General features: G+C 58.2%; 27 protein-coding genes. 13 read left to right on the forward strand and 14 right to left on the reverse strand.

Annotated elements, in window-relative coordinates; all coding sequences use genetic code 11:
- The first annotated feature begins 13 nt into the window (after positions 1–13).
- Positions 14–589, forward strand: coding sequence for a DUF1285 domain-containing protein (locus tag AC2FJV_RS14900; RefSeq protein WP_271951822.1), 576 nt, complete (start codon positions 14–16; stop codon positions 587–589).
- Here the strand turns inward: AC2FJV_RS14900 and AC2FJV_RS14905 are convergent.
- Entirely contained in the window at positions 572–1,522 is a 951-nt protein-coding gene (locus AC2FJV_RS14905) for a DMT family transporter (RefSeq protein ID WP_246097260.1), read from the reverse strand. The two genes, AC2FJV_RS14900 and AC2FJV_RS14905, sit on opposite strands and share 18 nt — an antisense overlap.
- Positions 1,523–1,694: 172 nt before the next feature.
- Between AC2FJV_RS14905 and AC2FJV_RS14910 the strand changes: the two genes are divergently transcribed.
- Positions 1,695–2,450 (forward strand): hydroxypyruvate isomerase family protein, encoded by a 756-nt coding sequence (locus tag AC2FJV_RS14910; RefSeq protein ID WP_496694338.1) that lies wholly within the window; start codon positions 1,695–1,697, stop codon positions 2,448–2,450.
- Positions 2,451–2,521: 71 nt separating this feature from the next.
- A complete protein-coding gene (locus tag AC2FJV_RS14915) occupies positions 2,522–2,752 on the forward strand; it encodes a DUF2798 domain-containing protein (protein WP_142638700.1) in 231 nt (76 codons plus the stop codon).
- A gap of 42 nt (positions 2,753–2,794) precedes the next feature.
- Here AC2FJV_RS14915 and polA read toward each other — a convergent pair whose 3' ends face one another.
- The 4 genes from polA to AC2FJV_RS14935 all read right to left on the reverse strand — a co-directional run bounded on the left by polA (position 2,795) and on the right by AC2FJV_RS14935 (position 6,723).
- The gene (gene polA / locus AC2FJV_RS14920) at positions 2,795–5,593 is read right to left on the reverse strand and encodes a DNA polymerase I (RefSeq protein WP_496714008.1); all 2,799 of its coding nucleotides are present in this window, start codon (positions 5,591–5,593) and stop codon (positions 2,795–2,797) included.
- 70 nt (positions 5,594–5,663) lie between these two features.
- Complete coding sequence (locus tag AC2FJV_RS14925; protein ID WP_496690282.1) at positions 5,664–6,131, reverse strand: hypothetical protein; 468 nt, start codon at positions 6,129–6,131, stop codon at positions 5,664–5,666.
- A gap of 184 nt (positions 6,132–6,315) precedes the next feature.
- On the reverse strand, positions 6,316–6,543 hold the full coding sequence (locus AC2FJV_RS14930; RefSeq protein WP_496714009.1) for a hypothetical protein: 228 nt from the start codon (positions 6,541–6,543) through the stop codon (positions 6,316–6,318).
- Positions 6,544–6,723, reverse strand: coding sequence for a zinc-finger domain-containing protein (locus AC2FJV_RS14935; RefSeq protein ID WP_496714010.1), 180 nt, complete (start codon positions 6,721–6,723; stop codon positions 6,544–6,546).
- Positions 6,724–6,810: 87 nt separating this feature from the next.
- Here AC2FJV_RS14935 and AC2FJV_RS14940 point away from each other — a divergent pair, with 87 nt between their 5' ends.
- A complete protein-coding gene (locus AC2FJV_RS14940) occupies positions 6,811–7,803 on the forward strand; it encodes an ABC transporter ATP-binding protein (RefSeq protein ID WP_496703582.1) in 993 nt (330 codons plus the stop codon).
- Here the strand turns inward: AC2FJV_RS14940 and AC2FJV_RS14945 are convergent.
- Complete coding sequence (locus tag AC2FJV_RS14945) at positions 7,800–8,267, reverse strand: DUF1203 domain-containing protein (RefSeq protein ID WP_281995733.1); 468 nt, start codon at positions 8,265–8,267, stop codon at positions 7,800–7,802. The two genes, AC2FJV_RS14940 and AC2FJV_RS14945, sit on opposite strands and share 4 nt — an antisense overlap.
- Before the next feature lie 234 nt (positions 8,268–8,501).
- Between AC2FJV_RS14945 and AC2FJV_RS14950 the strand changes: the two genes are divergently transcribed.
- Positions 8,502–8,864, forward strand: a complete 363-nt coding sequence (locus AC2FJV_RS14950; protein ID WP_246097259.1) for a group III truncated hemoglobin — start codon at positions 8,502–8,504, stop codon at positions 8,862–8,864.
- 112 nt (positions 8,865–8,976) lie between these two features.
- On the forward strand, positions 8,977–9,915 hold the full coding sequence (locus tag AC2FJV_RS14955; RefSeq protein ID WP_496690284.1) for a DMT family transporter: 939 nt from the start codon (positions 8,977–8,979) through the stop codon (positions 9,913–9,915).
- A gap of 53 nt (positions 9,916–9,968) precedes the next feature.
- On the opposite strand, the gene AC2FJV_RS14960 is transcribed toward AC2FJV_RS14955, so the two are convergent.
- The gene (locus tag AC2FJV_RS14960) at positions 9,969–11,081 is read right to left on the reverse strand and encodes an S-(hydroxymethyl)glutathione dehydrogenase/class III alcohol dehydrogenase (protein WP_142638535.1); all 1,113 of its coding nucleotides are present in this window, start codon (positions 11,079–11,081) and stop codon (positions 9,969–9,971) included.
- Positions 11,082–11,211: 130 nt separating this feature from the next.
- Between AC2FJV_RS14960 and AC2FJV_RS14965 the strand changes: the two genes are divergently transcribed.
- Positions 11,212–11,499: an I78 family peptidase inhibitor gene (locus tag AC2FJV_RS14965; RefSeq protein ID WP_142638533.1), complete on the forward strand. Its 288-nt coding sequence runs from the start codon at positions 11,212–11,214 to the stop codon at positions 11,497–11,499.
- Between the two features lie 34 nt (positions 11,500–11,533).
- Here the strand turns inward: AC2FJV_RS14965 and AC2FJV_RS14970 are convergent, their stop codons facing one another.
- Positions 11,534–12,259, reverse strand: coding sequence for an SDR family NAD(P)-dependent oxidoreductase (locus AC2FJV_RS14970; RefSeq protein ID WP_142638532.1), 726 nt, complete (start codon positions 12,257–12,259; stop codon positions 11,534–11,536).
- A gap of 178 nt (positions 12,260–12,437) precedes the next feature.
- Here AC2FJV_RS14970 and AC2FJV_RS14975 point away from each other — a divergent pair, with 178 nt between their 5' ends.
- The 5 genes from AC2FJV_RS14975 to AC2FJV_RS14995 are packed head-to-tail and all read left to right on the forward strand — an operon-like array spanning position 12,438 to position 16,644.
- Positions 12,438–13,772, forward strand: coding sequence for an NAD(P)/FAD-dependent oxidoreductase (locus AC2FJV_RS14975; RefSeq protein WP_496714011.1), 1,335 nt, complete (start codon positions 12,438–12,440; stop codon positions 13,770–13,772).
- Positions 13,756–14,268, forward strand: a complete 513-nt coding sequence (locus AC2FJV_RS14980; RefSeq protein ID WP_496714012.1) for a hypothetical protein — start codon at positions 13,756–13,758, stop codon at positions 14,266–14,268. The genes AC2FJV_RS14975 and AC2FJV_RS14980 overlap by 17 nt, the downstream gene beginning before the upstream one ends.
- Positions 14,268–15,491 carry an MFS transporter gene (locus AC2FJV_RS14985; protein ID WP_496690287.1) on the forward strand — a complete coding sequence of 408 codons (1,224 nt, stop codon included), beginning with the start codon at positions 14,268–14,270 and terminating at the stop codon, positions 15,489–15,491. Before AC2FJV_RS14980 ends, AC2FJV_RS14985 begins: the two co-directional genes overlap by 1 nt.
- The gene (locus AC2FJV_RS14990; RefSeq protein ID WP_496714013.1) at positions 15,488–16,105 is read left to right on the forward strand and encodes a DUF3833 family protein; all 618 of its coding nucleotides are present in this window, start codon (positions 15,488–15,490) and stop codon (positions 16,103–16,105) included. Before AC2FJV_RS14985 ends, AC2FJV_RS14990 begins: the two co-directional genes overlap by 4 nt.
- Positions 16,102–16,644 (forward strand): DUF3833 domain-containing protein, encoded by a 543-nt coding sequence (locus AC2FJV_RS14995; RefSeq protein ID WP_142638524.1) that lies wholly within the window; start codon positions 16,102–16,104, stop codon positions 16,642–16,644. Before AC2FJV_RS14990 ends, AC2FJV_RS14995 begins: the two co-directional genes overlap by 4 nt.
- A gap of 60 nt (positions 16,645–16,704) precedes the next feature.
- Here AC2FJV_RS14995 and AC2FJV_RS15000 read toward each other — a convergent pair whose 3' ends face one another.
- From AC2FJV_RS15000 to AC2FJV_RS15025, 6 genes are all read right to left on the reverse strand, one after another.
- Complete coding sequence (locus tag AC2FJV_RS15000) at positions 16,705–17,712, reverse strand: porin (protein ID WP_142638522.1); 1,008 nt, start codon at positions 17,710–17,712, stop codon at positions 16,705–16,707.
- A 442-nt stretch (positions 17,713–18,154) separates the two neighbouring features.
- On the reverse strand, positions 18,155–19,282 hold the full coding sequence (locus AC2FJV_RS15005; protein WP_496714014.1) for an energy transducer TonB family protein: 1,128 nt from the start codon (positions 19,280–19,282) through the stop codon (positions 18,155–18,157).
- Complete coding sequence (locus AC2FJV_RS15010; RefSeq protein WP_496714015.1) at positions 19,279–19,656, reverse strand: ExbD/TolR family protein; 378 nt, start codon at positions 19,654–19,656, stop codon at positions 19,279–19,281. Before AC2FJV_RS15010 ends, AC2FJV_RS15005 begins: the two co-directional genes overlap by 4 nt.
- A 4-nt stretch (positions 19,657–19,660) precedes the next feature.
- On the reverse strand, positions 19,661–20,026 hold the full coding sequence (locus tag AC2FJV_RS15015) for a biopolymer transporter ExbD (protein WP_271951790.1): 366 nt from the start codon (positions 20,024–20,026) through the stop codon (positions 19,661–19,663).
- A complete protein-coding gene (locus AC2FJV_RS15020; RefSeq protein WP_496714016.1) occupies positions 20,019–20,684 on the reverse strand; it encodes a MotA/TolQ/ExbB proton channel family protein in 666 nt (221 codons plus the stop codon). The genes AC2FJV_RS15015 and AC2FJV_RS15020 overlap by 8 nt, the downstream gene beginning before the upstream one ends.
- Entirely contained in the window at positions 20,681–21,115 is a 435-nt protein-coding gene (locus tag AC2FJV_RS15025) for a hypothetical protein (protein WP_282027674.1), read from the reverse strand. The genes AC2FJV_RS15020 and AC2FJV_RS15025 overlap by 4 nt, the downstream gene beginning before the upstream one ends.
- A 448-nt stretch (positions 21,116–21,563) precedes the next feature.
- Between AC2FJV_RS15025 and AC2FJV_RS15030 the strand changes: the two genes are divergently transcribed.
- On the forward strand, positions 21,564–24,767 hold the full coding sequence (locus AC2FJV_RS15030; RefSeq protein ID WP_496714017.1) for an adenylate/guanylate cyclase domain-containing protein: 3,204 nt from the start codon (positions 21,564–21,566) through the stop codon (positions 24,765–24,767).
- The last annotated feature ends 46 nt before the right edge of the window (positions 24,768–24,813 follow it).

Genomic DNA, 24,813 nt, shown 5'->3' on the forward strand with positions numbered 1-24,813 from the left:
AATGGCAAAAGTAATGAGCGGACAAATCCCTGTGACACCTTCTCCTGATGGCATTGCGGCATCAGTCAAAGCCGCGAAAACACGGGATTTACCCCCTGTTCACCTGTGGAATCCCCCGTTTTGTGGCGATCTGGACATCAGGATCGCAAAAGATGGTTGTTGGAGTTATTTAGGCTCGCCCATCAACAGGTTCGAGCTTGTGAAGCTTTTTTCCTCAATTCTTAAGAAAGAAGAAGGCAAATATTACCTGGTGACCCCGGTCGAAAAGGTGGGAATCACGGTTGAGGATGTCCCGTTCGTCGCTGTCGACTTTGATGCCACAGGCTCAGGCGCGGCGCAGATTTTGACTTTCAGCACCCATGTGGGTGACACGGCCAAGGCCGGACCGGATCACCCGATCCGTGTTGAGTTTGATCCGAAGACCCAGGAACCCTCGCCCTATATCCTGATCCGCGCAAATCTAGAGGCGCGCATTGACCGCAAAAGCTTTTACCGACTGGTCGAGATCGGCACCGATCATGAAGACTGGTTCGGGGTATGGTCAGGCGGTCAGTTCTTTCCGCTGATCCGCTCAGCCGATCTGGGCTGAGCGCGGCCTGCGATCCTGCGCCAGAACAACGGCGACCGCCACGATGCCCGCGCCCAGCGCGCGGGTTGAATTCCATTCATCCCCCAGCACAATCATGATCAGCATCACGTAAAATGGCGCGATGTTCATATGGAATGAGGCCAGCGCCACGCCCAGCTTGCCAACCGAAGCAACGAACAGGATCTGGCTCAGCCCCAGCGAAATCAGCGCATAGATCCCCAACATCCCGATCTGCTGTCCGTCAATGGCAACCTCGGGGATCACCTCCATGCCCAGCAGCCCAGCGGCAAAGCACAAGATCACGGCCATGGCAAAACCACCGATCAACGTGATCGTCGCGCGCCCGGTCTGGCTGAGTTCGGGAAAATCGCGCGCTGTGGTCATGCTTCCCCAACTGAAAAAGACGACCGACACGACCGCGCATAAGGCCCCAAGGCCCAGCTGCGCCGGGGCGACGGCGCTGGTGGCGATCAGCCCGCCGATAATTGAAACCAGAACGCCCAGGCCAAAATTCCAGCTCAGCCGACGTGTGCCCGCCTTAAGCTCCAGCAGGGTTGCGATTAGTGGCGCGCAAGAGGCGATGATGACGACGGTTACCGGATCGGTCAGCTTTTGCGCCAGGATCAGCAGGAACATCGGGCAGCCAAAGCCAAACGCTCCGACGATCATGGCCCATCCCCATCTGGCCCTTAGAATACGGCTGGGACCGTCCAGCATCAGCCAGATCGGCAGCAGCACCAGAACCGCCAGACCCAGACGTGCCGCAAGCAAGCCCACTGGCGACCAGCTTTGCAACAAGACCTCCGCCGCCGGAAAGCCTGCGGCCCATGCCAGCATCGAGGCAACCGCCAACCCGTTGCCAGACAACGCGGAGTTGCGGTCGGCAGACATAGAAATAGCGGTCCCGCGCACGGGGTCAGGGCTCAGTGCCATGGGTCATACCTCTGGTCAAAGCGGCGCCAGAAATGATTCGCCGCATTGTCCCGAACGTCACTGAATTAAACTGGGTGATCTGGCCGATTTTCGACAATCTGTCGTTTTCAGTCCCTTTCGCTGAAATCACCCGACCGATATGGTCCGGCGAACAGACACGCAAAGGCCATCCATGCCCAAATTCGCTGCAAATATCTCATTGCTCTTTACCGAACTGCCCTATCTCGACAGGTTTCAAGCTGCCGCGCAGGCCGGGTTCAAGGCTGTTGAGGTTCTGTTTCCCTATGATCTGGCTACCAAGGAAACCTGCCGTGCTCTGCTGGCTAACGGGCTCGACCTGGTGCTGATCAACGCGCCACCACCCAACTACACCGGCGGCACTCCCGGATATGCCGCCATTCCGGGCGGTGAGGCGCGGTTCCAGTCCGACATCCGCCGTGTTCTACGCTATGCTCAGGCGCTACGGCCCGAAAAAATCCACATCATGTCCGGATATTCCTCGGGCGCGGATGCTATGGATTGCTTTGTTCAAAACCTGCAATGGGCAGCAGACCACGCGCCCCAACAGCCGTTCACGATCGAACCGCTCAACCCGGTGTCACAGCCTGAATATTTCCTGAACTCTTACGATCTGGCCGCCGAGGTTTTGGATCGCGTGAACCGGCCCAATGTCGGCCTGCAATATGACAGCTTCCACGCCCAGATGATCCATGGCAACGGGCTGCAAGTCTGGAAGGATTACCAAGACCGCATCGTACACGCCCAGATCGGAGCGGCCCCGGATCGCGCAGAGCCCGGTCGAGGTGAGATGAATTTTGCCGAGTTGTTCCGAGCGATTGATGACAGCGGCTACACCGGCTGGGTCAGTGCCGAATATCAGCCCTCGATCCAACGTACCGCCGAGACGCTCGGCTGGATGCACCTTTGATTGTCCGCTCGCACTGGTATTACCCGGAAAAATGGCGCAGATCATTGCCACCTCACACCAAGGATGTCCGGATGATCCCTGCCCGCTATGCCCGCGCCCTGTTCAGCCTGATCATGTCAGGCATGATGTCCTGCATCGTCACCGGTATCGCCACGGCCAAGGCCGTCGGCTTCGGTCCCGCGACGCTGGGCGACTGGATGGGCTCATGGGTTTTCTCCTGGCCCATCGCGTTCACAGTTATCCTACTGCTGGGCCCCAGCGTGCAACGGATGGTCAACCGCATGGTCAGACCACAGGGCTGACCCGCCGCGAAGAGGGCCCGCAGGGCTTGATGAACGGCGGCGCTAGTGCGCCTCGGCCCAATTCGCGCCCTGTCCCGCATCAACGTTGAGTTTCACATCCAGTTTCACTGCTGGGTCCGAAGCCCCCTCCATCACGTCGCGCGCCGCGTCGATCAGCGGGTCAACGGCGTCCTCGGCCACTTCGAACAGCAATTCGTCATGCACTTGCAGCAACATTTTCGCCGGCAACCCATGGATCGCATCCGGCATCCGCACCATGGCGCGTCGGATCACGTCGGCCGCGGTGCCTTGAATCGGAGCGTTGATCGCTGCCCGACGCGAAAATCCCGCATGCGGCCCCTTGGCATTGATTTCGGGCGTATGGATTTTGCGCCCGAATAGGGTCTGCACATAGCCATTCTCTTTGGCAAAGGCGACGGTGTCGTCCATATAGGTCCGAATGCCGGGGAAGCGTTCGAAATAGCGGTCGATGAAGCCCTGCGCCTCGGCCCGTGGAATACGCAGGTTGCGCGCCAGACCAAAACCCGAGATGCCATAGATCACACCGAAGTTGATCGCCTTGGCCTGACGGCGAATATCCGGCGTCATCTCATCCAGCGGCACGTCGAACATTTCGGACGCAGTCATGGCGTGAATGTCCAGCCCATCGGTAAACGCCTGCTTCAAGGCCGGAATATCGGCAATATGCGCCAGAATGCGCAGCTCGATCTGGCTATAATCCAGGCTGACCAGCACATTTCCCGGCTCGGCAATGAACGCCTCGCGGATACGGCGGCCTTCTTCGGTGCGCACAGGGATGTTCTGCAGGTTCGGATCGGTCGAGGCCAAACGACCGGTGTTCGCCCCGGTGATCGAATAGGATGTATGTACCCGGCCCGTATCGGGGTTGATATGGGTCTGCAGCGCGTCCGTATAGGTCGATTTCAGTTTCGATAGCTGCCGCCAATCCAGCACCCGACGCGGCAATTCATGCTCGGTCGCCAGATCCTCAAGGATATCGGCCCCGGTTGAATATTTACCGGTCTTGCCCTTCTTGCCGCCTTCCAGACTCATCTTGTCGAACAGAATCTCGCCCAGCTGAGCGGGCGAGCCGACATTGAAGCTTTCACCAGCCAATTCGTGGATTTCAGCCTCTAACCCGGCCATTTTCTGGGCAAACGCGTTGGACATGCGGCTGAGGACATCGCGGTCAACCTTGATGCCATGCATCTCCATTTCGGCCAGAACCGGCACCAGAGGGCGCTCCAGCGTTTCATAGACGGTCGTTACCTGAACCTGATGCAGCTGAGGTTTGAACAGTCTCCACAGACGCAGCGTTATATCGGCGTCCTCGGCCGCATAGGCGGTCGCTTCATCAATCGGAACCTTGTCGAATGTGATCGCCGATTTGCCGGATCCCAACAGCGGTTTGATCGGAATCGGCGTGTGGTTCAGATAACGCTCGGACAGGGTGTCCATGCCATGCCCATGCTCGCCGCCATGCATCGCATAGGACATCAACATCGTGTCATCAATCGGCGCCACATCCACGCCATAGCGGGTAAAAATCTTGGCATCGTATTTCATGTTTTGCCCGATCTTGAGGATCGACGGGTCCTCTAACATCGGTTTTATCAGTGTTAGAGCCTGTTCAATCGGCATTTGCCCCTCGGCCAGAGCGTCCGAGCCGAACAGATCGTCGGTGGCGCTTTGACGATGGATCAATGGGATATAGCAGGCCTCGCCCGCCTCAATGCAGAGCGAAATGCCGACCAGATCTGCGATCATCTCGTTCAGCCCAGTGGTCTCGGTGTCCACTGCAACCCAGCCACGCTCATATGCCTGGTCTATCCATTTCTGCAAAGCCCCCGCGTCGCGGACGCATTCATACTTCGACGCGTCGAATGGAATGTCTTCAGCCTCGGCCACATCTGCAACGGGCGCAGGCGCGTCTGCAATCACCGGTGCCTCGGCCCCCAGCTTGTCCGCTATGCGCTTGGTGAGGGTGCGGAACTCCATCTCAGCAAGAAAGCCCAGCAGAGTGTCCGGTTCAGGGTCTTGCACCTCAAGATCGTCTAAGGTGAAATCCAGCGGCGTATTCTCATCCAACTGCACCAGTCTTTTCGACAGCTCAATCTGGGCGCGTTTGTCGATCAGGGTCTGGCGGCGTTTGGGTTGTTTGATCTCTTCGGCGCGGTCCAGCAGGGTTTCCAGATCCCCAAATTCATTGATCAAAAGCGCCGCCGTCTTGATCCCAATGCCCGGGGCCCCCGGCACATTGTCCACGCTGTCCCCGGCCAGCGCCTGCACGTCCACCACACGTTCCGGCCCGACGCCGAATTTCTCGAACACACCATCGCGGTCGATGCGCTTGTTCTTCATCGCATCCAGCATTTCGACCCCATCGCCGACCAGCTGCATCAGGTCCTTGTCGGAACTGACGATCGTGACGCGACCACCGGCCTCACGCGCCTGTATGGCAAGGGTGGCAATGATGTCGTCGGCCTCATAGCCCTCAAGCTCTTTGCAGGCGATATTGAAGGCGCGGGTCGCCTCGCGGGTCAGCGGCATCTGAGGGCGCAGATCCTCGGGCATGGCCTCGCGATTGGCCTTGTAAAGGTCATACATATCGTTGCGGAACGTATGAGAGCCCTTGTCAAAGATCACCGCCACATGGGTCGGCGCGTCTGGCCCAGTGTTCCCCTCGACATATTTCTGCAGCATGTTACAGAACCCAGACACGGCCCCAATCGGCAACCCATCGGACTTCCGCGTCAGCGGCGGCAGCGCGTGATAGGCCCTGAAGATAAAGGCCGATCCGTCAATAAGATGAAGGTGACACCCTTTTCCGAAATTGCTCATGCGCGCGCTCCCTGTCGGTCAGGGATGGTTCTGCCACAGGGGCGCACGGGTGACCAGTACAGAAGGTGAACTATCCGCCGAACAGGCCGCCAAATACATCCGAAAAGCTGTTGAGCAGCGCCATGATGACCAGCACACCGAGGAAAGCGAAAAACGCAAAAGCAAAGAACTGAAACAGGATTGCGCCGATGCCGATTGCGATACCCGCAATGGCCGGGCGCAGTTTTTCGTGGCGCAGAATGCCTATGGCCGACAGGATGACGGCCAATCCTCCCAAAAGGGCTATGCCGATCTGCAGAAAGTCGTCCAGATCACGGACCCGGGCCACCGGCTCGGGTTGGTCCAGCCCGGCGGCCGAGCGCAGGGTGGATTTTCCAAGCTCGGCTGCAAGCTCTCCCAAAGACACGCCAGTCGATTGTTGCGGTGCGAATGGCCCGGCCCAGAACAGGAACAGGGCGCCCAACAGGGCCATCGCGGAAACACTAAAACCAATCCATCCGAAGACCGGTTGGTTGGTATTTTGGATACTGGCGTCCATCAACACACTTCCTCCATTGAGCCGGCGCAAAGCTATCGTCAGAACACGACATTAGTTGGGCAAGTTAGACTTTGCCGGATTGGTTTATCAAGCGGGACAAATTGATCGAGTAAGGCAATGGCACCCAAGTGCCGAAGTCTTCATTCGCAGCCCACAGCACCTCACCGGCCCAGACATTGCAGGTTCACAGCGCGTTGAAACGCCCTCTGGCCTTAAAACTGATTTCGGTCGAAAAAACCCGGCACCCCGGAGGCCTGTAGATCGGCCCGCAGACCAGGGCGATTTCGATCGTATCATTGCCCTGCGCCCGATTTCCCGATCCGGTTAGAAGCATTCCGATAGCGGCGGCCAGAAAATAGCCAACAGCTCCAATGATCAGGCAGAGGTCAAACCTGCCCGCGGCTTTGCACATTCAGGCGCTGGCATGGTGCCCCTTCAAGACATACTTGCAGTCGCAATAGGGGCACTCGACCCAGCCGGTGTCTTCGGGGATCTGTAACCAGACACGTGGGTGGCCCAATGCACCTTCGCCGCCATCACAGGCGACACGAGAGGTTTCGACGATCTTGGTTTCCGGCGCTTCGATTGTCACGGCTGGCGATCCTTCACTGGTTGTCGGCCTCGCGGGCATGCATTAGGTGCGTTTATGAGCGATGAGCAAACCGGGGGCAAGAGCCACATGGACAATGCGGCAATCAGGATCGAAGGGCTGCGCAAGACCTATCGCGGCAGCAAGGGCCAGCCTGAAAAGCAGGCGCTGAAGGGCATCGACCTGACAATCCCGCGCGGTTCAGTCTTTGGATTGCTGGGGCCGAACGGGGCTGGGAAATCGACCCTGATCAACATTCTGGCCGGTTTGGTGGTGAAATCTGCAGGCCATGTGTCGATCTGGGGTCATGACCAAGACCGCAACCCGCGCCAATCTCGCGCTGCCATCGGCGTTATGCCGCAAGAGCTGAACCTGGACCCGTTCTTTACCCCGCGCGGTGCTTTGGAGGTTCAGGCTGGCCTATATGGTGTACCAAAGGCGCAGCGGCGCAGTGATGAAATCCTCGAACTGGTTGGCCTCAGCGACAAGGCCGAGGCCTATGCCCGCACCCTGTCCGGCGGGATGCGGCGCCGGTTGCTGTTGGCCAAGGCTTTGGTGCATAACCCCAAAGTGCTGGTTCTGGACGAACCCACAGCGGGCGTGGATATCGAGCTGCGCCAAATGCTCTGGGCCAACGTGCGCAAGCTGAACCAGCAGGGCATGACCATCATCCTGACGACGCATTACCTGGAAGAAGCACAGGAGATGTGCGACCAGATCGCCATCATCAATCATGGCGAAAAGATCGCACAGGACAGCACGGCAGACCTGCTGAGCCGCATGGATGGCCGGACGATGGTAATTATTCCGGATGGCCCCGTCACTGAACTGCCTGCGGCCGAGGGAGTCGAGGCCACACTGCGCGACGATGGCAGCCTGGTGCTGCGCTATCGCAGTGCCCAGACCAGTGCCGAACAGGTTCTGGAATCCGTCAGGGCCGTGGGCATCCGTATCCGGGACGTTCGCACCGAAGAAGCGGATCTTGAGGATGTGTTCCTGGCTCTGACCTCGACCCGGGCGGGCGATGTCCCGGCAGCTGATCTTGATCAGCCGCGCCGGGGATTGCACCGGGTTAAGCTTTAGGCGCGGTCGATCCGCGCGTGATAGCAGTTATTCGACGCGGATCTGATGTGGATATAGGCGACATCCGCGCGGGCAAAGATACCCCCGGCAGCGTTTTGCAATTCCGCCTGCGGCGTAATGATCCCGGTGCCGTAAACAATCCTGTCGTCCGATCCGTACCCTTTAATCAGATAATTGGGTGAGGCGGTCAGCGCCTCGGGCAGGTTGGTGAGATCCTCATAGCGCTGACAATGCTCTACACAAAGGTAAATCGGCCCGGTTTCAGCAAAAGGTTGTGTCGCTGGAAAGGGCCGGTGGGCCAGCACCAGCATTTCCTTTCCCCTGGGAATATAGGTCAGGCAATGACGGCAGGGGTTTCCTTCCCCGTTCGATATCGCCCGTTCGGGCGGGTTGCCATAACCATCAGGCGCGCCTTGGCGATAGGCCTGAACCTGCGCGGTGGGGAGGGCAGATATTTTGTGCATGTTAGGTCTCCTTCTTTGTACAAAAGATGCCTGACCCGGCGAGGGGAACCGACCCGTTTCCTGCGCAAACGCTTCTTTGAGACAGCGCGACATATACGCGCCGTGGCTTGACAGCACGGGCTACAATCCGATCTGAACGGGGCGCAATTCAGTTTCGGAACGCCCATGTCCAAACCTACCCCTCCTGCCCGCCCAGGAATTCCTCCGAGGTTTCCCGCCACCGCTGAACAGATCATGTCGCAGGTGAGCGCATTCTACGCCCGCGTCCGGCAGGACGAGGCACTGGCGCCGGTCTTTGCAAACCATGTCAGCGACTGGCCCCCGCACGAGAACAAGATCGCCGCGTTCTGGCGCAACGCCATTCTGCATGAGCGTTGTTATGACGGAAATCCGCAGCGTATTCACATCGAAAGGCCCGATATCAGGCCCGAATTGTTCGATCATTGGCTGGACCTGTTCGAGGAGGTGGCCCATAGCACCCTGCCCGCAGAAACCGCGCTGCCCTGGGTGGCGCTGGCCCGGCGCATCGGCGTAGGGATGAAAGTGGGTGTACAATCCGCGCGCCAGCCAAAGGACGCGCCACCGATCCTGCGATGATCTCAGATCATGGCCAGTTGCCATGTTAGCGGTAAAATAAGGGCTATCAGACTCTGAAAAATGGGTTTATGCAACGGATGAACCCACCATTCCGCTGCCCAAGGCCAGACCGATGAGCACTCAAAACACCACCCTCAGGGGCCTTGGCTATGCGTTTCTGGGCTTTGCTGTCTTTGCCAGCCACGATGCGCTGATCAAGGTGCTGGGCGGAACCTATTCGGTGATGCAAATCATCTTTTTCGCCACGCTGTTTTCCTTTGTGCCGATGGCCGTGACAATCCTGACAGACCGCTCTACCGGCAACTTCCTTCCGCACCATCCCTGGCTGGTCCTGCTGCGGTCGGGGTTGATGGTCACAGGCATGTCCTGCGCATTTTATTCCTTTTCGGTCCTGCCTTTGGCCGAGGTATATTCACTCCTGTTCTCTTTCCCGCTGATCGTCACGGTCCTGTCGATCCCCATATTGGGCGAGGTGGTCCGCGCCCAGCGTTGGGCCGCGGTTGGCGTGGGCCTGATCGGCGTGTTGATCGTTCTGCGCCCGGGTACCACGGACATCACGCTAGGCCATCTGGCGGCGCTGACGGCCGCGTTCTGCAGCGCTTTCGCGTCAGTTTTGGTCCGTAAGATCGGCAATGAGGAACGCTCGGCCGTTCTGATCCTTTATCCGATGCTGCTGGCCATAGTGGTCATGAGCATCGCGCAACCGGCCGTTTATCAGCCTCCGTCCCTGTTGCATCTGGCCATGATGGCACTGGTCGGAGTCTTTTCTGTCATTGCCCAACACCTGATTATTCTGGCTTATCGTGCCGCGCCAGCGGGGGTCATCGCCCCCAGCCAATACAGCCAGATCATCTGGGCCACGATCTTTGGCATGGCGTTTTTCGGCGAAAAGCCAGACGGCTGGGTTGCCGTCGGCGCCAGCATCATCATCGCATCTGGTGTCTTCGTCGTCTGGCGCGAGAGCCGGTCGAACACCACCTCAGCCAACACCCCGGTTCTGCGGGTTCGCTCACCGCGTTCGGATACAGGGGCGACGCGACCAGGAGAATGACAAACGGCGCGCCAGAAGCGCGCCGTAACAACTTTTCCGTCTGGATTAGAGCCTTAGTAAACCACAACCGAGCGGATGCTTTCGCCCTTATGCATCAGGTCGAACCCATGGTTGATGTCGTCCAGTCCCATGGTGTGGGTGATCATCGGGTCGATCTCGATCTTACCTTCCATGTACCAATCGACGATCTTGGGCACATCCGTGCGGCCACGGGCGCCGCCAAAGGCCGTACCGCGCCAGGAACGACCGGTGACCAGCTGGAACGGGCGGGTCGAGATCTCGGCCCCAGCAGGTGCCACGCCGATGATGATCGATTCACCCCAGCCCTTATGTGCAGATTCCAGCGCCGTGCGCATCACGCCGACATTGCCCGTTGCGTCAAAGGTGTAATCTGCGCCGCCCTTGGTCAGATTGACCAGATAAGGCACCAGATCGCCTTCGACCTCGGACGGGTTCACGAAATCGGTCATACCGAACCGGGTGGCCATTTCCACCTTGGAGGGGTTCAGGTCGACGCCGACGATCTGGTCGGCCCCTGCCAGTCGCAGGCCCTGGATCACGTTCAGGCCGATGCCACCCAGACCAAAGACAATGGCGCGGCTGCCGATCTCGACCTTGGCGGTGTTGATCACCGCGCCGATGCCGGTGGTCACGCCGCAACCGATATAGCAGATCTTGTCGAAAGGCGCGTCCGGGCGCACTTTGGCAAGCGCGATTTCCGGCAGGACCGTGTGGTTGGCAAAGGTCGAGCAGCCCATGTAATGCAGGATCGGATCACCATCCAGCGTCGAGAACCGCGAGGTGCCATCGGGCATCAACCCTTGGCCCTGCGTCGAACGGATCGCCTGACACAGGTTGGTTTTGGGATGCAGGCAGTATTCACATTCGCGACACTCGGGGGTGTAAAGCGGGATCACGTGATCGCCCGGCTTCAGGCTGGTCACGCCCGGGCCGACCTCGACCACCACACCTGCGCCTTCATGGCCCAGAATGGCGGGGAACAGGCCTTCGGGGTCTGCACCCGACAGGGTGAATTCGTCGGTGTGGCAAATGCCGGTCGCCTTGATCTCGACCAGAACCTCGCCCGCCTTGGGGCCTTCGAGGTTCACATCCATCACTTCCAAAGGTTTGCCGGCCTGCACGGCGACGGCGGCACGGGTGCGCATGATGTACTTCTCCCAGTCAAATTTGGCCTGACCCTGCGTTAAATGCAGGATTTTTTCAACTGCGCTTTGATGGCAGCAATGCTAAATATTTGATATTACAGAAACGACATTGCCAGAAAAAGGAGCGCCAATGCGCCGTTTGACCCCTGTTTTGATTTTGCTGGTCGCATGTACGGAGTCGCCCGCTCCTGAGGACGCGCCACTGCCACTTGAACCCACCCCGGTAGATTTGGCCTTTTGCAAAGGAGAGCCAATTGCCGATGCGATTGGCAAGCCTGTATCGACCATTCAGTCGCAATTACCCGAACGGTCGCGCGTTTTAGGCCCCGATGACATCGCCACACAGGATTATCGCATCGACCGGCTGAACGTCTTTGTAAACGGCTCGGGGATCATACAGAGCCTGACCTGCGGTTAAGCCTGGCAGAAGCTCAAAACCCCAATGTTAGGGCCTATCTTCCGCGATATATCACCCAATCCGGCAAATAACCTACAAGGCGGATCAGCCATGAAAACGGCGCTGGGAAGTCTGTGCGGAATCTGTGGCGGGACATTGCCCGAACCACATGCTGGGCCGCGCCCTGAGGCGTCATCAGCATCGGCATCCGGAAACTGTTCTTTTCGGTCAGGCGAGTCTTGATGAAGCCGGGATTTACGATCCGAACCGTGACGCCCGAACCCGCCAGATCATGCCGCATGGTTTCTGCCAGTGAAATCAAAGCCGCCTTGCTGGCACCATACCCGACTGCAGATGGCAGGCCATGATAGCCGGACAGCGACCCGATCAGCGTGATCTCCCCCTGCCCGGCCTTAACAAACCCAGGAAGTATTTCGCCCAGAACCCGCAAAGCGCCCTGAAAATTCACATCGGACATCCGAAGAGCGGCCTCGGTGTTCCACTCAGTGCTGCGCATCGGGTCATAAGCTCCGGCATTATAGATAAGGCCATCCACTTTTCCGGCAGCGGAAGCGGCACGTCGAACAGAGTCTAAATCAGCGACATCGCAACGAATGGCTTTTGAATTTGGCAGAATGCTGCAGATTTCATCCAGGCGTTTCGCGTTTCGCGCCGACAGGATCACCCGGGCGCCGCGATTGCTTAGAGCTTGCGCCAAAGCACGACCCAAACCTTCGCTTGCGCCAACTATCCAATAAGTTTTCCCGTCAAAGCTGTTCATGCCGACCATTTCTGAATTGTGTTATTTCAATACGGTTACACGGCCAGTTTGGATCACCTTCGGTTGCTCGCGGTGAGGCCGTTAAATTGCAGCCGCACCCGAAATACCCCTGTCTTGAATGATCCAATCCTGCTCCTACTGCGTATTCATTATCAAAACGTCACGTAACGAGGCTATCATGTTCGACGAAACCCAAAGGGGCAGGAAAAAAATCGCCATAGTTGGCGCAGGCATTTCAGGCCTTTCAGCGGCTTATTATCTTTCCGAAAACAATGACGTGACACTCTTTGAGGCTGAACCCAGGCTTGGCGGGCATGCCCGCACGGTCGTGGCGGGCAAAAATGACGATCAACCCGTCGATACCGGTTTTATCGTCTTCAACTATGCCACCTACCCTTACCTGACACGGTTGTTCGATACGCTGAACGTGCCTGTCGAAAAATCCGAGATGAGCTTTGGTGCGACCATCGACAATGGGCGCATCGAATACGGGCTGAACAACCTGCGCACTCTTACGGCGCAGAAACGCAATCTTGCGCGGCCGGCCTATTACAAGATGATCGCCGACATCCTGCGTTTTGGCAGAGAGGCCCCGGACGCAGCCAAGGACGATGACACAACGATCGGAGAGCTGGTTGATCAGCTGCGGTTGGGGCACTGGTTTCGGCACAATTACCTGATGCCCATGTGCGGAGCGATCTGGTCGACCCCAGTTGAATTTGTGGATCAATTCCCGGCGCGGTCGCTGGTGCAGTTCTTTCGCAATCACGCTCTGCTGGCCAATGGCCGCGCCAATCAGCACCAATGGTACACCGTCAAGGGCGGCAGCATTGAATATGTCCGCCGGATTGACGCCACCCTGCGTGCCCGCGGGGCCGAAATACGTCTGGCCAGCCCCGTTCAGAGGGTTCAGCGCAATGAGATAGGCGTGACCGTTCACAGCCAAGGCCAGTCGGATCAGTATGATGAGATCATTCTGGCCACCCACTCGGATCAATCCCTTGCCATTCTGGGCCAGGATGCCACCCCAGCCGAAGCAGCCGCGCTTGGCGCGATCCAGTATCAGCCCAACACGGCCATCCTGCATTGCGATCCGTCGCAGATGCCCAAACGCCGGGCCTGCTGGTCCAGCTGGACCTATCGCTCGCAGGCCGGGAATGTCGGGGTGACCTATTGGATGAACAGGCTGCAGAATATTCCCGACAGTGACCCGCTGTTTGTGACGCTGAACGCCTCATCCGAGATCGCCGCCGACAAGATCTATGATAAGGTCGAATTCGCCCATCCGGTTTTTGACAAGGCCGCACTTTGGGCACAGGGGCAAATCCGCGAGATGCAAGGACAGAACCGCACCTGGTTTGCGGGCGCCTATAACCGGCACGGGTTTCACGAAGACGGGATTGCCAGCGCGATGCATGTCGTCGAGCGGATCACCGGCACCCCGCAAACCATCGGAGCAGACAATGGCACCCCCGAACAGATCGCGGCCATCCCTGTTGCGGCCGCTCTCTAAGCTGATGTGCCCGGCCATTCTGGCGCTGGCGATGATGCTGCCCTGCGGCTTGGCGGCGTCGCCTTTGGCTGACCGGCTGGGCGATCCACAGGTTCTTGGCAGCTCTACGTTCCGGTTCCTGGGTTTGCCGGTTTACGATGCCAGGCTTTATACGCCCGGCGGCGCACCGTTTGACTGGAATCAAGAGTTCGGACTGAAACTGACATACCGCAAATCCATCGCGCAGAAGGCTCTGATCAAGTCGACGCTTGACGAAATGGTGCGACAGGGCAACCCGCCTCCAACCGCCGATCAGTTGCAGGCCTGTTTTCAGGCCGTCAGCAAAGGCGACAGCTATCTGGCAATCCCGGAGGGGCCGGACAAGATCGGGTTCTGGCGCAATGGCAGCAGAACCTGCACCTTGTCGAGCCCGGGTATCACGCGCTCATTCATGTCGATCTTTCTTGGCAGCAACACCAGATCGGCCAACTTTACCCGGCAGTTGAAGGGTCAGTGATGCTGTATCCCCGGGTCAGTCTCTATGCGTTGATGCTCGCTGCTGCAGGCATCCCGCTTTACATTCACCTGCCGCGTTTTGCGGCGGTCAATCTGGGCATTGGCCTTGGGGTGATCGGCGCCGTCCTGTTGCTGATCCGTTTGGTTGACCTTGTGCAGGATCCCCTGATTGGCTGGGCGATTGACCGGTGGCCTGGTGGCCAGCTTTTGTTTGCTGCCCTCGCCGCACTTGGGCTGGCGGTTGGCTTCCCGCTGCTGTTCACTCTGTCTGAGGGCGCGTCCGTTGCCAGTTTGGTGGCCATCCTTATCCTGCTGTTTTCAGCCTACAGCCTGGGAACCATCCTGCTCTATGGCCGCAGCGCCACGTTGGCCAAAACGCCCACCCCGTCCGAGCTGATGACACTCGCCGCCTATCGCGAGGGCGGGCAGCTAACCGGCGTGATACTTGCCGCAAGTGCCCCCGCGCTGTTTGTCGCCTTTGGCGCGCAGGCGCAGGGCTATCCTGCGTTCGGGCTGTTTTTGGGCCTCATCGCCATTCTGACCTTTGTCCTGACGGCCCCGATCTGGCGACGCGCGCCGATAACCGGACAAGCCCTGACCTTTTCCGGGCTCGGCGATGCCGGTGCGCTGCGCCTGCTGGTTCTTGCGCTGATCAACAGCTTGCCGGTCGCCATCACCTCGACTCTGTTTCTGTTTTTTGTCGAAGACCGGCTGCAACTGCCAGGCATGGCAGGACCGCTGTTGATCTTGTTCTTCCTCAGCGCGGGGGCAAGCGTGCCCCTTTGGGCGCGGCTCAGCAATCGGATTGGCCCGAAACAGACCCTAATGATCGCCATGCCGCTGTCGATTGCGGCCTTTGTCAGCGCCGCGACGCTGTCAACCGGCAGTCTAGCCGGGTTCGCCCTGATCTGCATTGCATCGGGCGCCGCACTTGGGGCGGATATGGTGGTGCTGCCGGCCATGTTCTCGGTCGCTCTGACACGCGCAGGTCTGAACGCATCCGCCGCATTCGGCATCTGGTCCTTCGCGGGCAAGCTGGGGCTGGCCCTGGCGGCCTTCTTCACCCTGCCATTGCTGGAACGCAGCGGATTCACTCCGGGACAGGCAAATTCAGCCGAGGCGCTGCAAACGCTCAACCTCGCCTATGCCATTTTGCCCTGCATCCTGAAACTCGGCGCGTTTGGAATGGTCCTGACGCTGCCAACTGAGGTCTCAGCCAAATGAAACTACTTGCCATTGCCCTGCTCATCATCTTCGCCCTGTCCATCGCAAAAGGGCGCTATCTCAGCTTTCGGGCCCAATCGCCTGAGGATTACAGCGGCACCGGCCCCGCGTTTAAGATGACGGAAAACCTGAACGGGGAGATCCTGTCCGAAGGGCTGATCTATGGCCCCGACGGTAAGATGTCGAACAGCTTTGTCGCCCGTATGGTCGGGGAATGGGACGGCAACACAGGCACTCTGACCGAGAATTTCACCTATTCCAACGGCAAGAAGATGGCCCGCAAATGGTATCTGACTCTGGGCACAGGAAACACATTCATCGCGACAGCAGATGACATCGTGGGCGAAGGGCGCGGCACGGTCTCGGGCTCGACCGTAAAGCTGACCTACAAGATCATCCTGCCCGAGGACGCAGGGGGACACACGCTGGACGTAACCGACTGGATGTACCTGACGGAAAGTGGCGTGATCATGAACCGGTCCGAGATGCGAATGTTCGGCATCAAAGTCGCCGAGCTGATAGCCACCATGCGCCCGGCGCCCTCCACCAAATCGACCTATCTGGACCGGGCGAATGGCCATGACACCGCCGCTGAAACACGGGTGCTGCAATGAAACCACGTCGTCTTGTCATCGCGGGCCTTGCTGTTCTGGGGCTGACCGTTCTGGCTGCCTGCTCCGCGAAACCCCGAACCCCCAAGACCTTTTTGTCCGATCGGCAGTTGAACCTGGAAGAGTTCTTTGAGGGTCAGACTGTGGCCTATGGTCAATTTCAGGATGTTCTGGGCAATGTGCCACGCCGGTTCACTGTTGATATCAATGGTACATGGGATGGCGAGACGCTGACCCTGATCGAGGATTTCGTTTATGACGACGGCGCAACCGAGCAGCGCGTCTGGACCCTGACCAAAACCGGCGAGGATACCTGGACCGGCACAGCCCCCGGCGTGCTGGGCACCGCCAGCGGGATCGAGCGTGGCGATACCTTCAACTGGACCTACAAGATCGACCTGCCCGTCAAGGATGGGACCATGCGGGTCGATTTCGATGACTGGATGTGGCTGCTGAGCGATGACCGGCTGCTGAACCGGGCCTATGTCTCGCGCTATGGCATCCGGCTGGGTGAAGTCATTTTGTTCTTTGAAAAGAAATAGTCAGACAGAAAAAGGGCGGACCCGAAGGCCCGCCCTTAGATCAATATGGTTCAGATCAGCTTAGAAGTTGAACTGAGCACCAAAGTCGGCACGGATCTTGCCGTCGTCATCGCCGTCTTTGATCTCGCCAACTGCACCACGCAGCGATACACCGCCGCCCAGGTCATAGATGGCGCCAACACCGATGTTGCGGGTGTCGTCGTCAGCCGAACCGTCACCGTAAACCAGCTGCAGCGTGGTTGCCGCACCCAGATCATAGGCGACCGAGAAACCATAAGCGGTGCCGTCTTCGGCGTCGTTGTTGACGTCATCGTCAGCCACGAACAGGGTGCCGTAGAAATCGCCCAGTTCTGCACCCAGGGTCAGAACAGTCAGGCTTTCCTTGTCAACGCCTGCGCCTTCATCAGTTTCACCATATGCCAGCGAGGCGGTGAAGTTGTTGAAGGTGTAAGTTGCGCTTACGTCCCAGCGATCACGGTCGTCAGTGATGCCTGCGCCCAGGAATTTCGTGTCCTGGTCATAGGATGCCGAGAATGCCAGATCGCCAACGGTGTAGCGGAAGAACACAGCATTCGCGCCCGTGCCGGTTGAGCTGTATTCTAGGAAGGAATAGTTCACGCCCGAATACTGACCCAGGAATTCTTCCAGGCCCGGCTCGGTACCGAAGTAGTCATCCAGGTTGTCGAACGAACCCGAAACGTTACCGGCGTCAACACGCAGGCCGCCATAGATAACCGAGAAACGGGCGCCATTCAGGCCAGCTTCGTTCTGCTCGCCGGTGCTTGAATCGTCATCCGCCTGCAAACGAACACGGCCCTGGAATTCAACGCCGCCATCTGTTTCGGCACTGGCGTCGATGTTCAGACGAAAACGCGACACCAAAATGGTATCGTCGGTCGAGGCGTTGTTCGAATTGACCGCACCAGACGCGGTCGTTGTGGTGGTGGTTGCTGAACGGTCTTCTTCATAGCCCAGACCAAAGCGGCCATAGCCGCTGAATTTGACTTCCGCGGCAGCAACACTGGCGGTTGCAATCAGCGCGGTCGATGCGATGAGTACGTTTTTCATGGTTAATCCATAAGTTTTGAGAGGAGTAGTGCCACCGAAGCGGCGGCTAAATTCGTCGAATAATTTCAACATGGGCACAATAGCGAGACGGGATTTTCCACGCCCTCTGCCTGCAACGGTGTTGCCACTTTGCACCGGGCAAAAAGGCCGCAGGGCGTAGATATTCAAGCTTTTCGAGCACTTTGTTCGCTCATTGGAAACGTTACAAAAATTTGAACGCAAAAAAGCCAGACCACCTCTTTAAACCGGGAATTATTGACAGGTCGCATGATTCAGGGATTCTCGGTCCCTACCCCTGTTGTGACTGCAGCCCAATTTCAGGTGAGTCGCAATCTGAGAGTCCGCATTCCGGGAATTGCCACGCCCAAGAGCACGCCCAGTCACACAGCATAATGCCCAGCCGCGCTTCGGGTCGGATGCGATCCTGCTACGGCACCATATGCTAGTTGCTGTTATAGAAAAATGACAGGCTGCGGCTGACACCGCCAGGGGGCAACGGGAAAGGTGACGCCGCACGAACCTGCGCCTTGGCAGCGCGGTCGACTTCGGGGGATCCAGAGCTGTCGACCACATCGACAAAGGCCAAGGTGCCATCCGGGTTGATCTGAAAAAAGACTTGAGCGAAACCGCGTGCCGAAACATAGACCAAAGGCGCCCGGTTCAGATGCATGAGCACACGGCCAGCATAGTTGGTTTTGGTGGAATTGCCTGGCCCCCTTCCCCCTGAACCTGCACTGGTGTTGCCGCGTGTGAACGGGTCAATTCCCGCGCGTTTGTACTGCGACAGCGGGGATTCGACTTCTTTCTCTGGGAACCGCAGATCACTGAAATCGTTGGAGCCCGGCAAGACGCCCTGCGGTTTGGAACTAGGTCGTTGATCCGGTAGCTTCGGACGCACCGAAGAGGTCAGTGCCGTCGCTGTCTCTTCCTCCGCCTCAGGTTCGGGTTCGGGCTCGACAAGTGGGATATCGACGTCGGGAATGTCAGCTATCAGCGGTATGTCGGGAACCGACGATGGCTCGGGCGTGGGAACTTCAGCCGGGGCCGGGTCAACCGCTGCCTGTTCTTCGGCTTGCACCGGGCTGGCCTCGGGCACTCCTTCGGGTGTTTCGGCCTGCTCACTGGGTTCGGCCTGAGGCGTGGAATCTTCGTCCTGGCTGGCGGCTTCATTTGCGTCCGAAGGTGTCTCAGACGTGGTTTCCGACGGCTCAACCGTTTCCGTCACAACCGGGCGCACGATTTCGGACTTGCCCAGATCGGGTGAAGGGACCTGCTGAGGGTTATCAGAGGCGACCAATGCTTCGCTGACCGGCACTTCTTCGGGTTCCGGTTCGGGCGCCAGCGGCTCTTCCGGTTCCAGTTCGGATTCGGGGGCAGGCTCGGGCTCAACCGGGTCCGCAACGACATCGGCAATCTCTTCGAACTCATTGCCCAGCGCGATGGCATCGGCCGGGCCTGCAGGTTCCGTGGTTTCAGTCAGACGGGGCGCCGTCACGCTCAACCCGACTAAGTGAATTAACAGGGACACCAGGACCGCAATAGCCGCAATGACAACCGAGCGTCTGATCATTCCAGCGCCTTTTCGGTCACTACAAAGACTGAGGTTGCCCCCAGCCGCCGCAAAGTGCCGGTCACCTCGATCAGGCGGTGGCCCGGTGCTTCACGGTCGGGCACGATGCGCACCGGCGCGGGTTCGCGACCGGCCATATAGGCTTCGGGGGTCATCGGGCGGCCCCGAAAGCTGAGCAATCCGTTCTTGTGCAGAACCAATGCGTCGGGAGGCTCACTGCCATCCAGTTCTGACGTATCCACAAGTTGCAGATCCGGATCCAGCGGCGGCGCTATCGTTCCGGTGATCAAAAAGAAGATCAGCATCAGAAACACGACATTGATCAAAGCAATGGTCGAATCGCGTTTGCGGCGGGGTCGAATATTGCGGATCATCGCCTCACTCCAGCACCAGAACGCTCAACCCGTCACGGCCACGCAACCGTACCAGCAGATTGACCAGCCTTTGCGAGGTTGTATCGGGGTCGAGGCTGACCAGGACCTGACCGGTGTTCACCTGTTCGACCACGTCGTCCAATGTGACCGGCACACCGTTCAGGATCAGGCGCTCTGATCCCAGCTGCAGAAACACCCGCTGACCCGTAACTTCGTCGGTCGAGGCGCCGCCGGTCGCACTGCTCAATTCGATCTCGGCATATTTCGAGAAGGTCGAAGTCAGCATGAAGAAAAGCAACAAAAGGAAAATGATGTCGATGAGCGGCGTCATCGACATTGGCCGTCGCACAAATGGTGCCCGATTACGCATGATCTGCTGTCGTTGGGACAGCGGCCATTTGGGCAGAGTCTGACGATCCCTGCCCCGGAACAAGAACGGTCCTCAAGGCCTTGTCGGCGAAAACCCGTTCGCGCGCAGTGCGACTTTCGAACCAGGACAGGACCATCGAGGTCGGCATCGCCACGGCCAGACCAACCGCTGTGGTGACCAGCGCCACCCAGATACCGCCCGCAAGCAGCGAGGGATCAACGGATGATCCGGCAGTCTGCAGGCTCTGGAACGCTTCGATCATGCCAAGGACGGTGCCGAACAGGCCCAGCAGAGGCGCCAGCTGTGCCACGGTGTCCAGCAGGCGAAAGCCGCGTTCAAGGCCCGCCAAGGCCAACCCGGCCTCGGCATCCAGCCTTTGGTCCAGCCCGGGCATGATGGGCGCATCCATGGCAGTGCTGACTAGCGGCGCAAGATAACTGCGGCTTTCCGCCAGCTTGGCCCTTGCGGCCTGCGTGTCACCTGCATCCCAGGCCGCAAGCGCCTGGGACAGGATCTTGTGCCGACCGACACCGGAAACGGTGAACTGCCAAAGCTTGTACAGCGTGACGGCCAGCGTCACGATCGACATGGCGATCAGGACCGCAACCACCGGCCCGCCAAGGGCAACAATTTCACGCAAAGCATCAAGCGGGCTCATCTGAGAAACTCCACATCTGTTCGGTTGTTTAGCGTAAGGGCTTCGTCGCAAAGATCGCTTTCGGCGCCTTCGACCGTACATGTATTGGATCCGTTGATCAGAATCCGGCCAACATCGCCGCAGCTCATGTCCGCGATGCTGAACTGCCGCACCCGCAGACGTCCCGCAGGAATATCGCGGAAATTATACAGCGACAGGCTGACAACATTGCCCTCAGCGTTGAAGATCACGGTTTCATAATTGGCGGCCTCAATCTCGGCACCGGTCTGATTTTGCAACAGAAATGACAATCGGCAGTTGCCATCGACCTGTTGCAAATTGTTCAGTTCCATCAACAGCCCAGCGCTTGGGTCCTCGGCGGATTGCGCAGGGGACATGGTTGGAATGCCAAGACAAAGGATCGCTAGTTTCGCCAGGCGGAAAGACGTCACAGGTTTTCTCCCGGTAATTCAATGAAGACATCGAAGGCCGGCGTTTCGGTGCTGGCGCGTTATTCTTTTATCCAAGAGCTATGGCCCGCGAAAGGGCTCGCGACGCATTTGTGACCAACCGGCATATTTACGGCCATCCGGTCAGGCCACTGGTTTCCGGCCGGATTAACCTGAACCCCTGAGGCCTTGTACCTGGTGCCAATTAACCTCGGACCGACCGAAATTGCGTCTGAGTGGTGCGACCACACCGGGCTGGTTCCGATTTGACAACAAAACCATTCATTTGGGAGGCTTGACCGCAATATCATAGCAATTCGGCCTGACATCTGCCACACTTGTTACCAAATTGGTCTGATACCACGTCAATCTTTTGGATTCGGCGCGATATTGACGCGAAAGAGGCATGCAACGATGTGCCGAAGAAGTACCAGGGGGCAAGCGCTGATCAATGACGACTGTCATCGGGAAATCCACACGCCTTTCAACTATTCTGCAAAACGCCGATCTACATGACTTCAGCGCGCGGTTTCTCGAAGAAGGGATAGACGACGTAATATTGGACGAATTGACAGACCCGGAACTTCGAGATCTGGGTTTGACTGTCGGTCAAAGGAAACGTTTTCGGCAAACACAGGCACAACTGAAGCTTCAGGAAGCGTCCGACAGACCCGCAATGTCCCGCGTTGCCGAACGGCGACAGCTGACGCTTGTATTCTGCGATCTGGTCGGGTCCACGCAATTAGCACAGCGGCATGATCCGGAAGAGCTGATGCAGATCATGAATCTGTATCTGGACACCGCCATCGGCACGATGAAACAACACGGATGCCACCTGGCTTATAAGCAGGGCGATGGCATCATGATGTATTTCGGATATCCGAAAGCCACTGAAGATGATACCGAGCGCGCGGTGCGTGCAGTTTTGGAAACCATCGAAGCGGTTCAGAATCTGGAAAACAAGTTCGGTGAAAACCTGGACCTGCGCGCGGGAATCGCAACCGGAGTTGTCGTTGTCGGGGTTGTTTCCTCTGCCAGCCTGGGAACACAGGATTTCATTGTTGGCGAAACGGCCAACCTTGCCTCACGCCTTCAGGGATTGGCCAATCCCGGTGAAGTTGTCGTCTCGTCCGAGACATGGCGCCTGACAAAAGGGGCCTTTAACTTTGAACCGCGCGGCAATCACGAATTGAAGGGATTTGATGGTGAGCGCTCGGTCTTCCGCGTTATTGACGAAAAGATCGCCGCCAGCCGGTTCGACGCACGCACCGGCAAGTCGACGGTCAAATTGGTTGCCCGCGAAGACGACCTGACCGGCCTGACAGGGCTTTGGGATCATGTGCTGCGCGGATCGGGTCAGGTTGCGCTGGTTGGTGGCCCGGCCGGTATCGGGAAATCGCGGCTGATCAATTCCCTCAGCAAAACGCTGGGACAAAGGCCTATGACCCTGCAATGTGTCCCGCATCTTGCCAGTTTGCCCCTGCACCCGCTGCGTGCCGAGCTTCGGCGGTTTGCAGGGGATGAGACTGATACCGACAAGGTAACCGAGTCGATCAGGGAATACGCGAAAAACGCCTCTCGTTTGACCGAAGAAGATGCTGCGCTGCTATTGGATTTGGCCGGGTTTGAAACTGACGCTCCGGTCGAACCCGATCCGATCAAGAAAGCCCGCAAATCTTTGGATTTGCTGATCCGCTGTGCCGGGAGCATCTGCGATGAACGCGGGTCATTGCTGTTGGTATTCGAAGATGTGCACTGGGCGGACGCAACCACGCTGGATGCCTTGGACGCGCTGATCGACGCCTTGGATCAGTTGCCCATCCTTGTGGTTCTGACGCACCGCCCTGAATACGAGCCTCCGGAACATTTTGAAGGCCGCGCGTCAATCGTCGAATTGACACCTCTTTCGGTTCTCGAAGCGTCTGAACTGGTGCGCCGTGTTGCCGTACCGCGCAGCCTGCCGGTCACTTTGGTCAGACAGATTGTCGAAAAAGCCGATGGTGTACCGCTTTATATCGAGGAAATGACCAAGGCGGTTCTGGATCAACTGCCGCAGGACGTGCCCATCGACGCCGGGGTAATGGGAACCCTCAGTATCCCCGCAACTCTTCATGACTCGCTGATGTCGCGGCTGGACCGGATGGAAAATGCGCGACCTGTAGCGCAGTTGGGATCCGTGATTGGCCGCAGCTTCACGTCGGCGATGATCCATGCGGTAGCGCCCAAGGAAACGGATGTGGAATCGGCATTGATCCAACTGATCGGTGCAGGTCTGGTATCCATCACCAGCGAAGCCGGGGCGCCGACTTACACGTTCCACCATGCGCTGGTGCAGGACACAGCGTACCAGTCGCTTTTACTTGAAGACAGGGAACAGATTCACCTGAAAATCGCCAAAGAATTGCTGGCCGGTCACAAGGCTTTTGGTAACCCGACACCGGATACCGTGGCGCATCACTGCGATCTAGGCGGTCTTAAGGGCGAGGCTGTTACCCACTGGGTTCTGGCGGGTGAACAGGCCCTCAGCCGCCTTGCGAACCTACCGGCGATTGCCGCTTTTCAGGCCGCATTGCGCAATATCGAAACGATGCCCGGCGGTCCCGAACGAGATGGAGTAGAGCTTGGCGTCCAGATGAATGTGTTGCCTGCGTTCATGGCGATACACGGTTGGTCATCCACACAGGTTGGGCAGACCGCAGCCCGTGCGATGCATCTTGCACAGGCGCTGGGTGCGGGCGAAACCCTGTTTGCCGCGACCTTCTGCCGATGGACGCATTTCTTTGTGTCGGGCCAGATGAACCGCGCACTTGAGATGGCGCAGGCCCTTGACGGCATGGCCAGCCTTGCACCGGATCCGGTTACAAACGTCCTTGCTGCTCGGGCGCTCAGCTATACTCATTATTTCCGCGGCGAGTTTGCCGATTGCGAAAGACAGCTTGAACGGGGCCTTGCCCTGATCACGCCCGAGCTTGACATGGCCATGATGCCGATGACCCAGTCCTCGACCAGCGCGTCGTTCTTTGCCATTCAGGGCTGTCTTCTGTGGCAGCTTGGCAAATTCGACGAGGCCGAAGAGGCCCGCTTGAAGTCGATCGAAATCAGCAAGCCGTTCGAACACGCCCCCAACCTTGTTTACATTATGGGCGCGTCGTCGATGTTCCTTCCGTATGCGGGCGAATGGGACTTGCTGGACGATACGATGAACGAAGCGCGTCGGATCGCGGACGAAGAAGGGTTCCTGTATCTTCACGCAATGCAGGATATCTATCTGGGTCTGGCTCAGGCGGGCAAAGGTGACGTGATCGGGGGGGCTGCTCGTGTCGGGACCTATATGGACCTTGTGTCCCAGGCTGGCGGCAACTTTACCTTCCCGCAAAACCAGATTGTCCTGTCGGAGCTGTTGATCGATCAGGGTCATATCGAGGATGCCCTGAACCGGCTTGAACATGTTTGCACGCCCGGGTGGGAGCGTGGAGAGATGCTGAACAAGCCGGAATATCACCGTGTGCGCGCCAAAGCATTGGCCGCCCGTGGCGACCTTGACCAAGCTGTCACTGAGGCAAATCAAGCCCTGCAGCTTGCACATGACATCGGGGCAGTTGTTCAAGAGAAACGCGCTCTGGATTGCCTGAACAAATTTGCTAAAACGTTATGAAATTAGATAGCTGCCAGATTTAACCGCGCAGTGCCATCCAGAAGGG

The sequence above is a fragment of the Ruegeria sp. CDSA241 genome (genome assembly GCF_059611265.1).

Coding starts and splice junctions, on each gene's coding strand:
- AC2FJV_RS15030 (WP_496714017.1), top strand. CDS start 21,564: ATGACGACTGTCATCGGGAAATCCACACGCCTTTCAACTATTCTGCAA.
- AC2FJV_RS14950 (WP_246097259.1), top strand. CDS start 8,502: ATGTCGCAGGTGAGCGCATTCTACGCCCGCGTCCGGCAGGACGAGGCA.
- AC2FJV_RS14915 (WP_142638700.1), top strand. CDS start 2,522: ATGATCCCTGCCCGCTATGCCCGCGCCCTGTTCAGCCTGATCATGTCA.
- AC2FJV_RS14945 (WP_281995733.1), bottom strand. CDS start 8,267: ATGCACAAAATATCTGCCCTCCCCACCGCGCAGGTTCAGGCCTATCGC.
- AC2FJV_RS15010 (WP_496714015.1), bottom strand. CDS start 19,656: ATGATCCGCAATATTCGACCCCGCCGCAAACGCGATTCGACCATTGCT.
- AC2FJV_RS14940 (WP_496703582.1), top strand. CDS start 6,811: ATGGACAATGCGGCAATCAGGATCGAAGGGCTGCGCAAGACCTATCGC.
- AC2FJV_RS14960 (WP_142638535.1), bottom strand. CDS start 11,081: ATGCGCACCCGTGCCGCCGTCGCCGTGCAGGCCGGCAAACCTTTGGAA.
- AC2FJV_RS14955 (WP_496690284.1), top strand. CDS start 8,977: ATGAGCACTCAAAACACCACCCTCAGGGGCCTTGGCTATGCGTTTCTG.
- AC2FJV_RS15000 (WP_142638522.1), bottom strand. CDS start 17,712: ATGAAAAACGTACTCATCGCATCGACCGCGCTGATTGCAACCGCCAGT.
- AC2FJV_RS15020 (WP_496714016.1), bottom strand. CDS start 20,684: ATGAGCCCGCTTGATGCTTTGCGTGAAATTGTTGCCCTTGGCGGGCCG.
- AC2FJV_RS14930 (WP_496714009.1), bottom strand. CDS start 6,543: ATGTGCAAAGCCGCGGGCAGGTTTGACCTCTGCCTGATCATTGGAGCT.
- AC2FJV_RS15005 (WP_496714014.1), bottom strand. CDS start 19,282: ATGATCAGACGCTCGGTTGTCATTGCGGCTATTGCGGTCCTGGTGTCC.
- AC2FJV_RS14900 (WP_271951822.1), top strand. CDS start 14: ATGAGCGGACAAATCCCTGTGACACCTTCTCCTGATGGCATTGCGGCA.
- AC2FJV_RS14985 (WP_496690287.1), top strand. CDS start 14,268: ATGCTGTATCCCCGGGTCAGTCTCTATGCGTTGATGCTCGCTGCTGCA.
- AC2FJV_RS14910 (WP_496694338.1), top strand. CDS start 1,695: ATGCCCAAATTCGCTGCAAATATCTCATTGCTCTTTACCGAACTGCCC.
- polA (WP_496714008.1), bottom strand. CDS start 5,593: ATGAGCAATTTCGGAAAAGGGTGTCACCTTCATCTTATTGACGGATCG.
- AC2FJV_RS15015 (WP_271951790.1), bottom strand. CDS start 20,026: ATGCGTAATCGGGCACCATTTGTGCGACGGCCAATGTCGATGACGCCG.
- AC2FJV_RS14995 (WP_142638524.1), top strand. CDS start 16,102: ATGAAACCACGTCGTCTTGTCATCGCGGGCCTTGCTGTTCTGGGGCTG.
- AC2FJV_RS14970 (WP_142638532.1), bottom strand. CDS start 12,259: ATGAACAGCTTTGACGGGAAAACTTATTGGATAGTTGGCGCAAGCGAA.
- AC2FJV_RS14965 (WP_142638533.1), top strand. CDS start 11,212: ATGCGCCGTTTGACCCCTGTTTTGATTTTGCTGGTCGCATGTACGGAG.
- AC2FJV_RS14905 (WP_246097260.1), bottom strand. CDS start 1,522: ATGGCACTGAGCCCTGACCCCGTGCGCGGGACCGCTATTTCTATGTCT.
- AC2FJV_RS14975 (WP_496714011.1), top strand. CDS start 12,438: ATGTTCGACGAAACCCAAAGGGGCAGGAAAAAAATCGCCATAGTTGGC.
- AC2FJV_RS14925 (WP_496690282.1), bottom strand. CDS start 6,131: ATGGACGCCAGTATCCAAAATACCAACCAACCGGTCTTCGGATGGATT.
- AC2FJV_RS14990 (WP_496714013.1), top strand. CDS start 15,488: ATGAAACTACTTGCCATTGCCCTGCTCATCATCTTCGCCCTGTCCATC.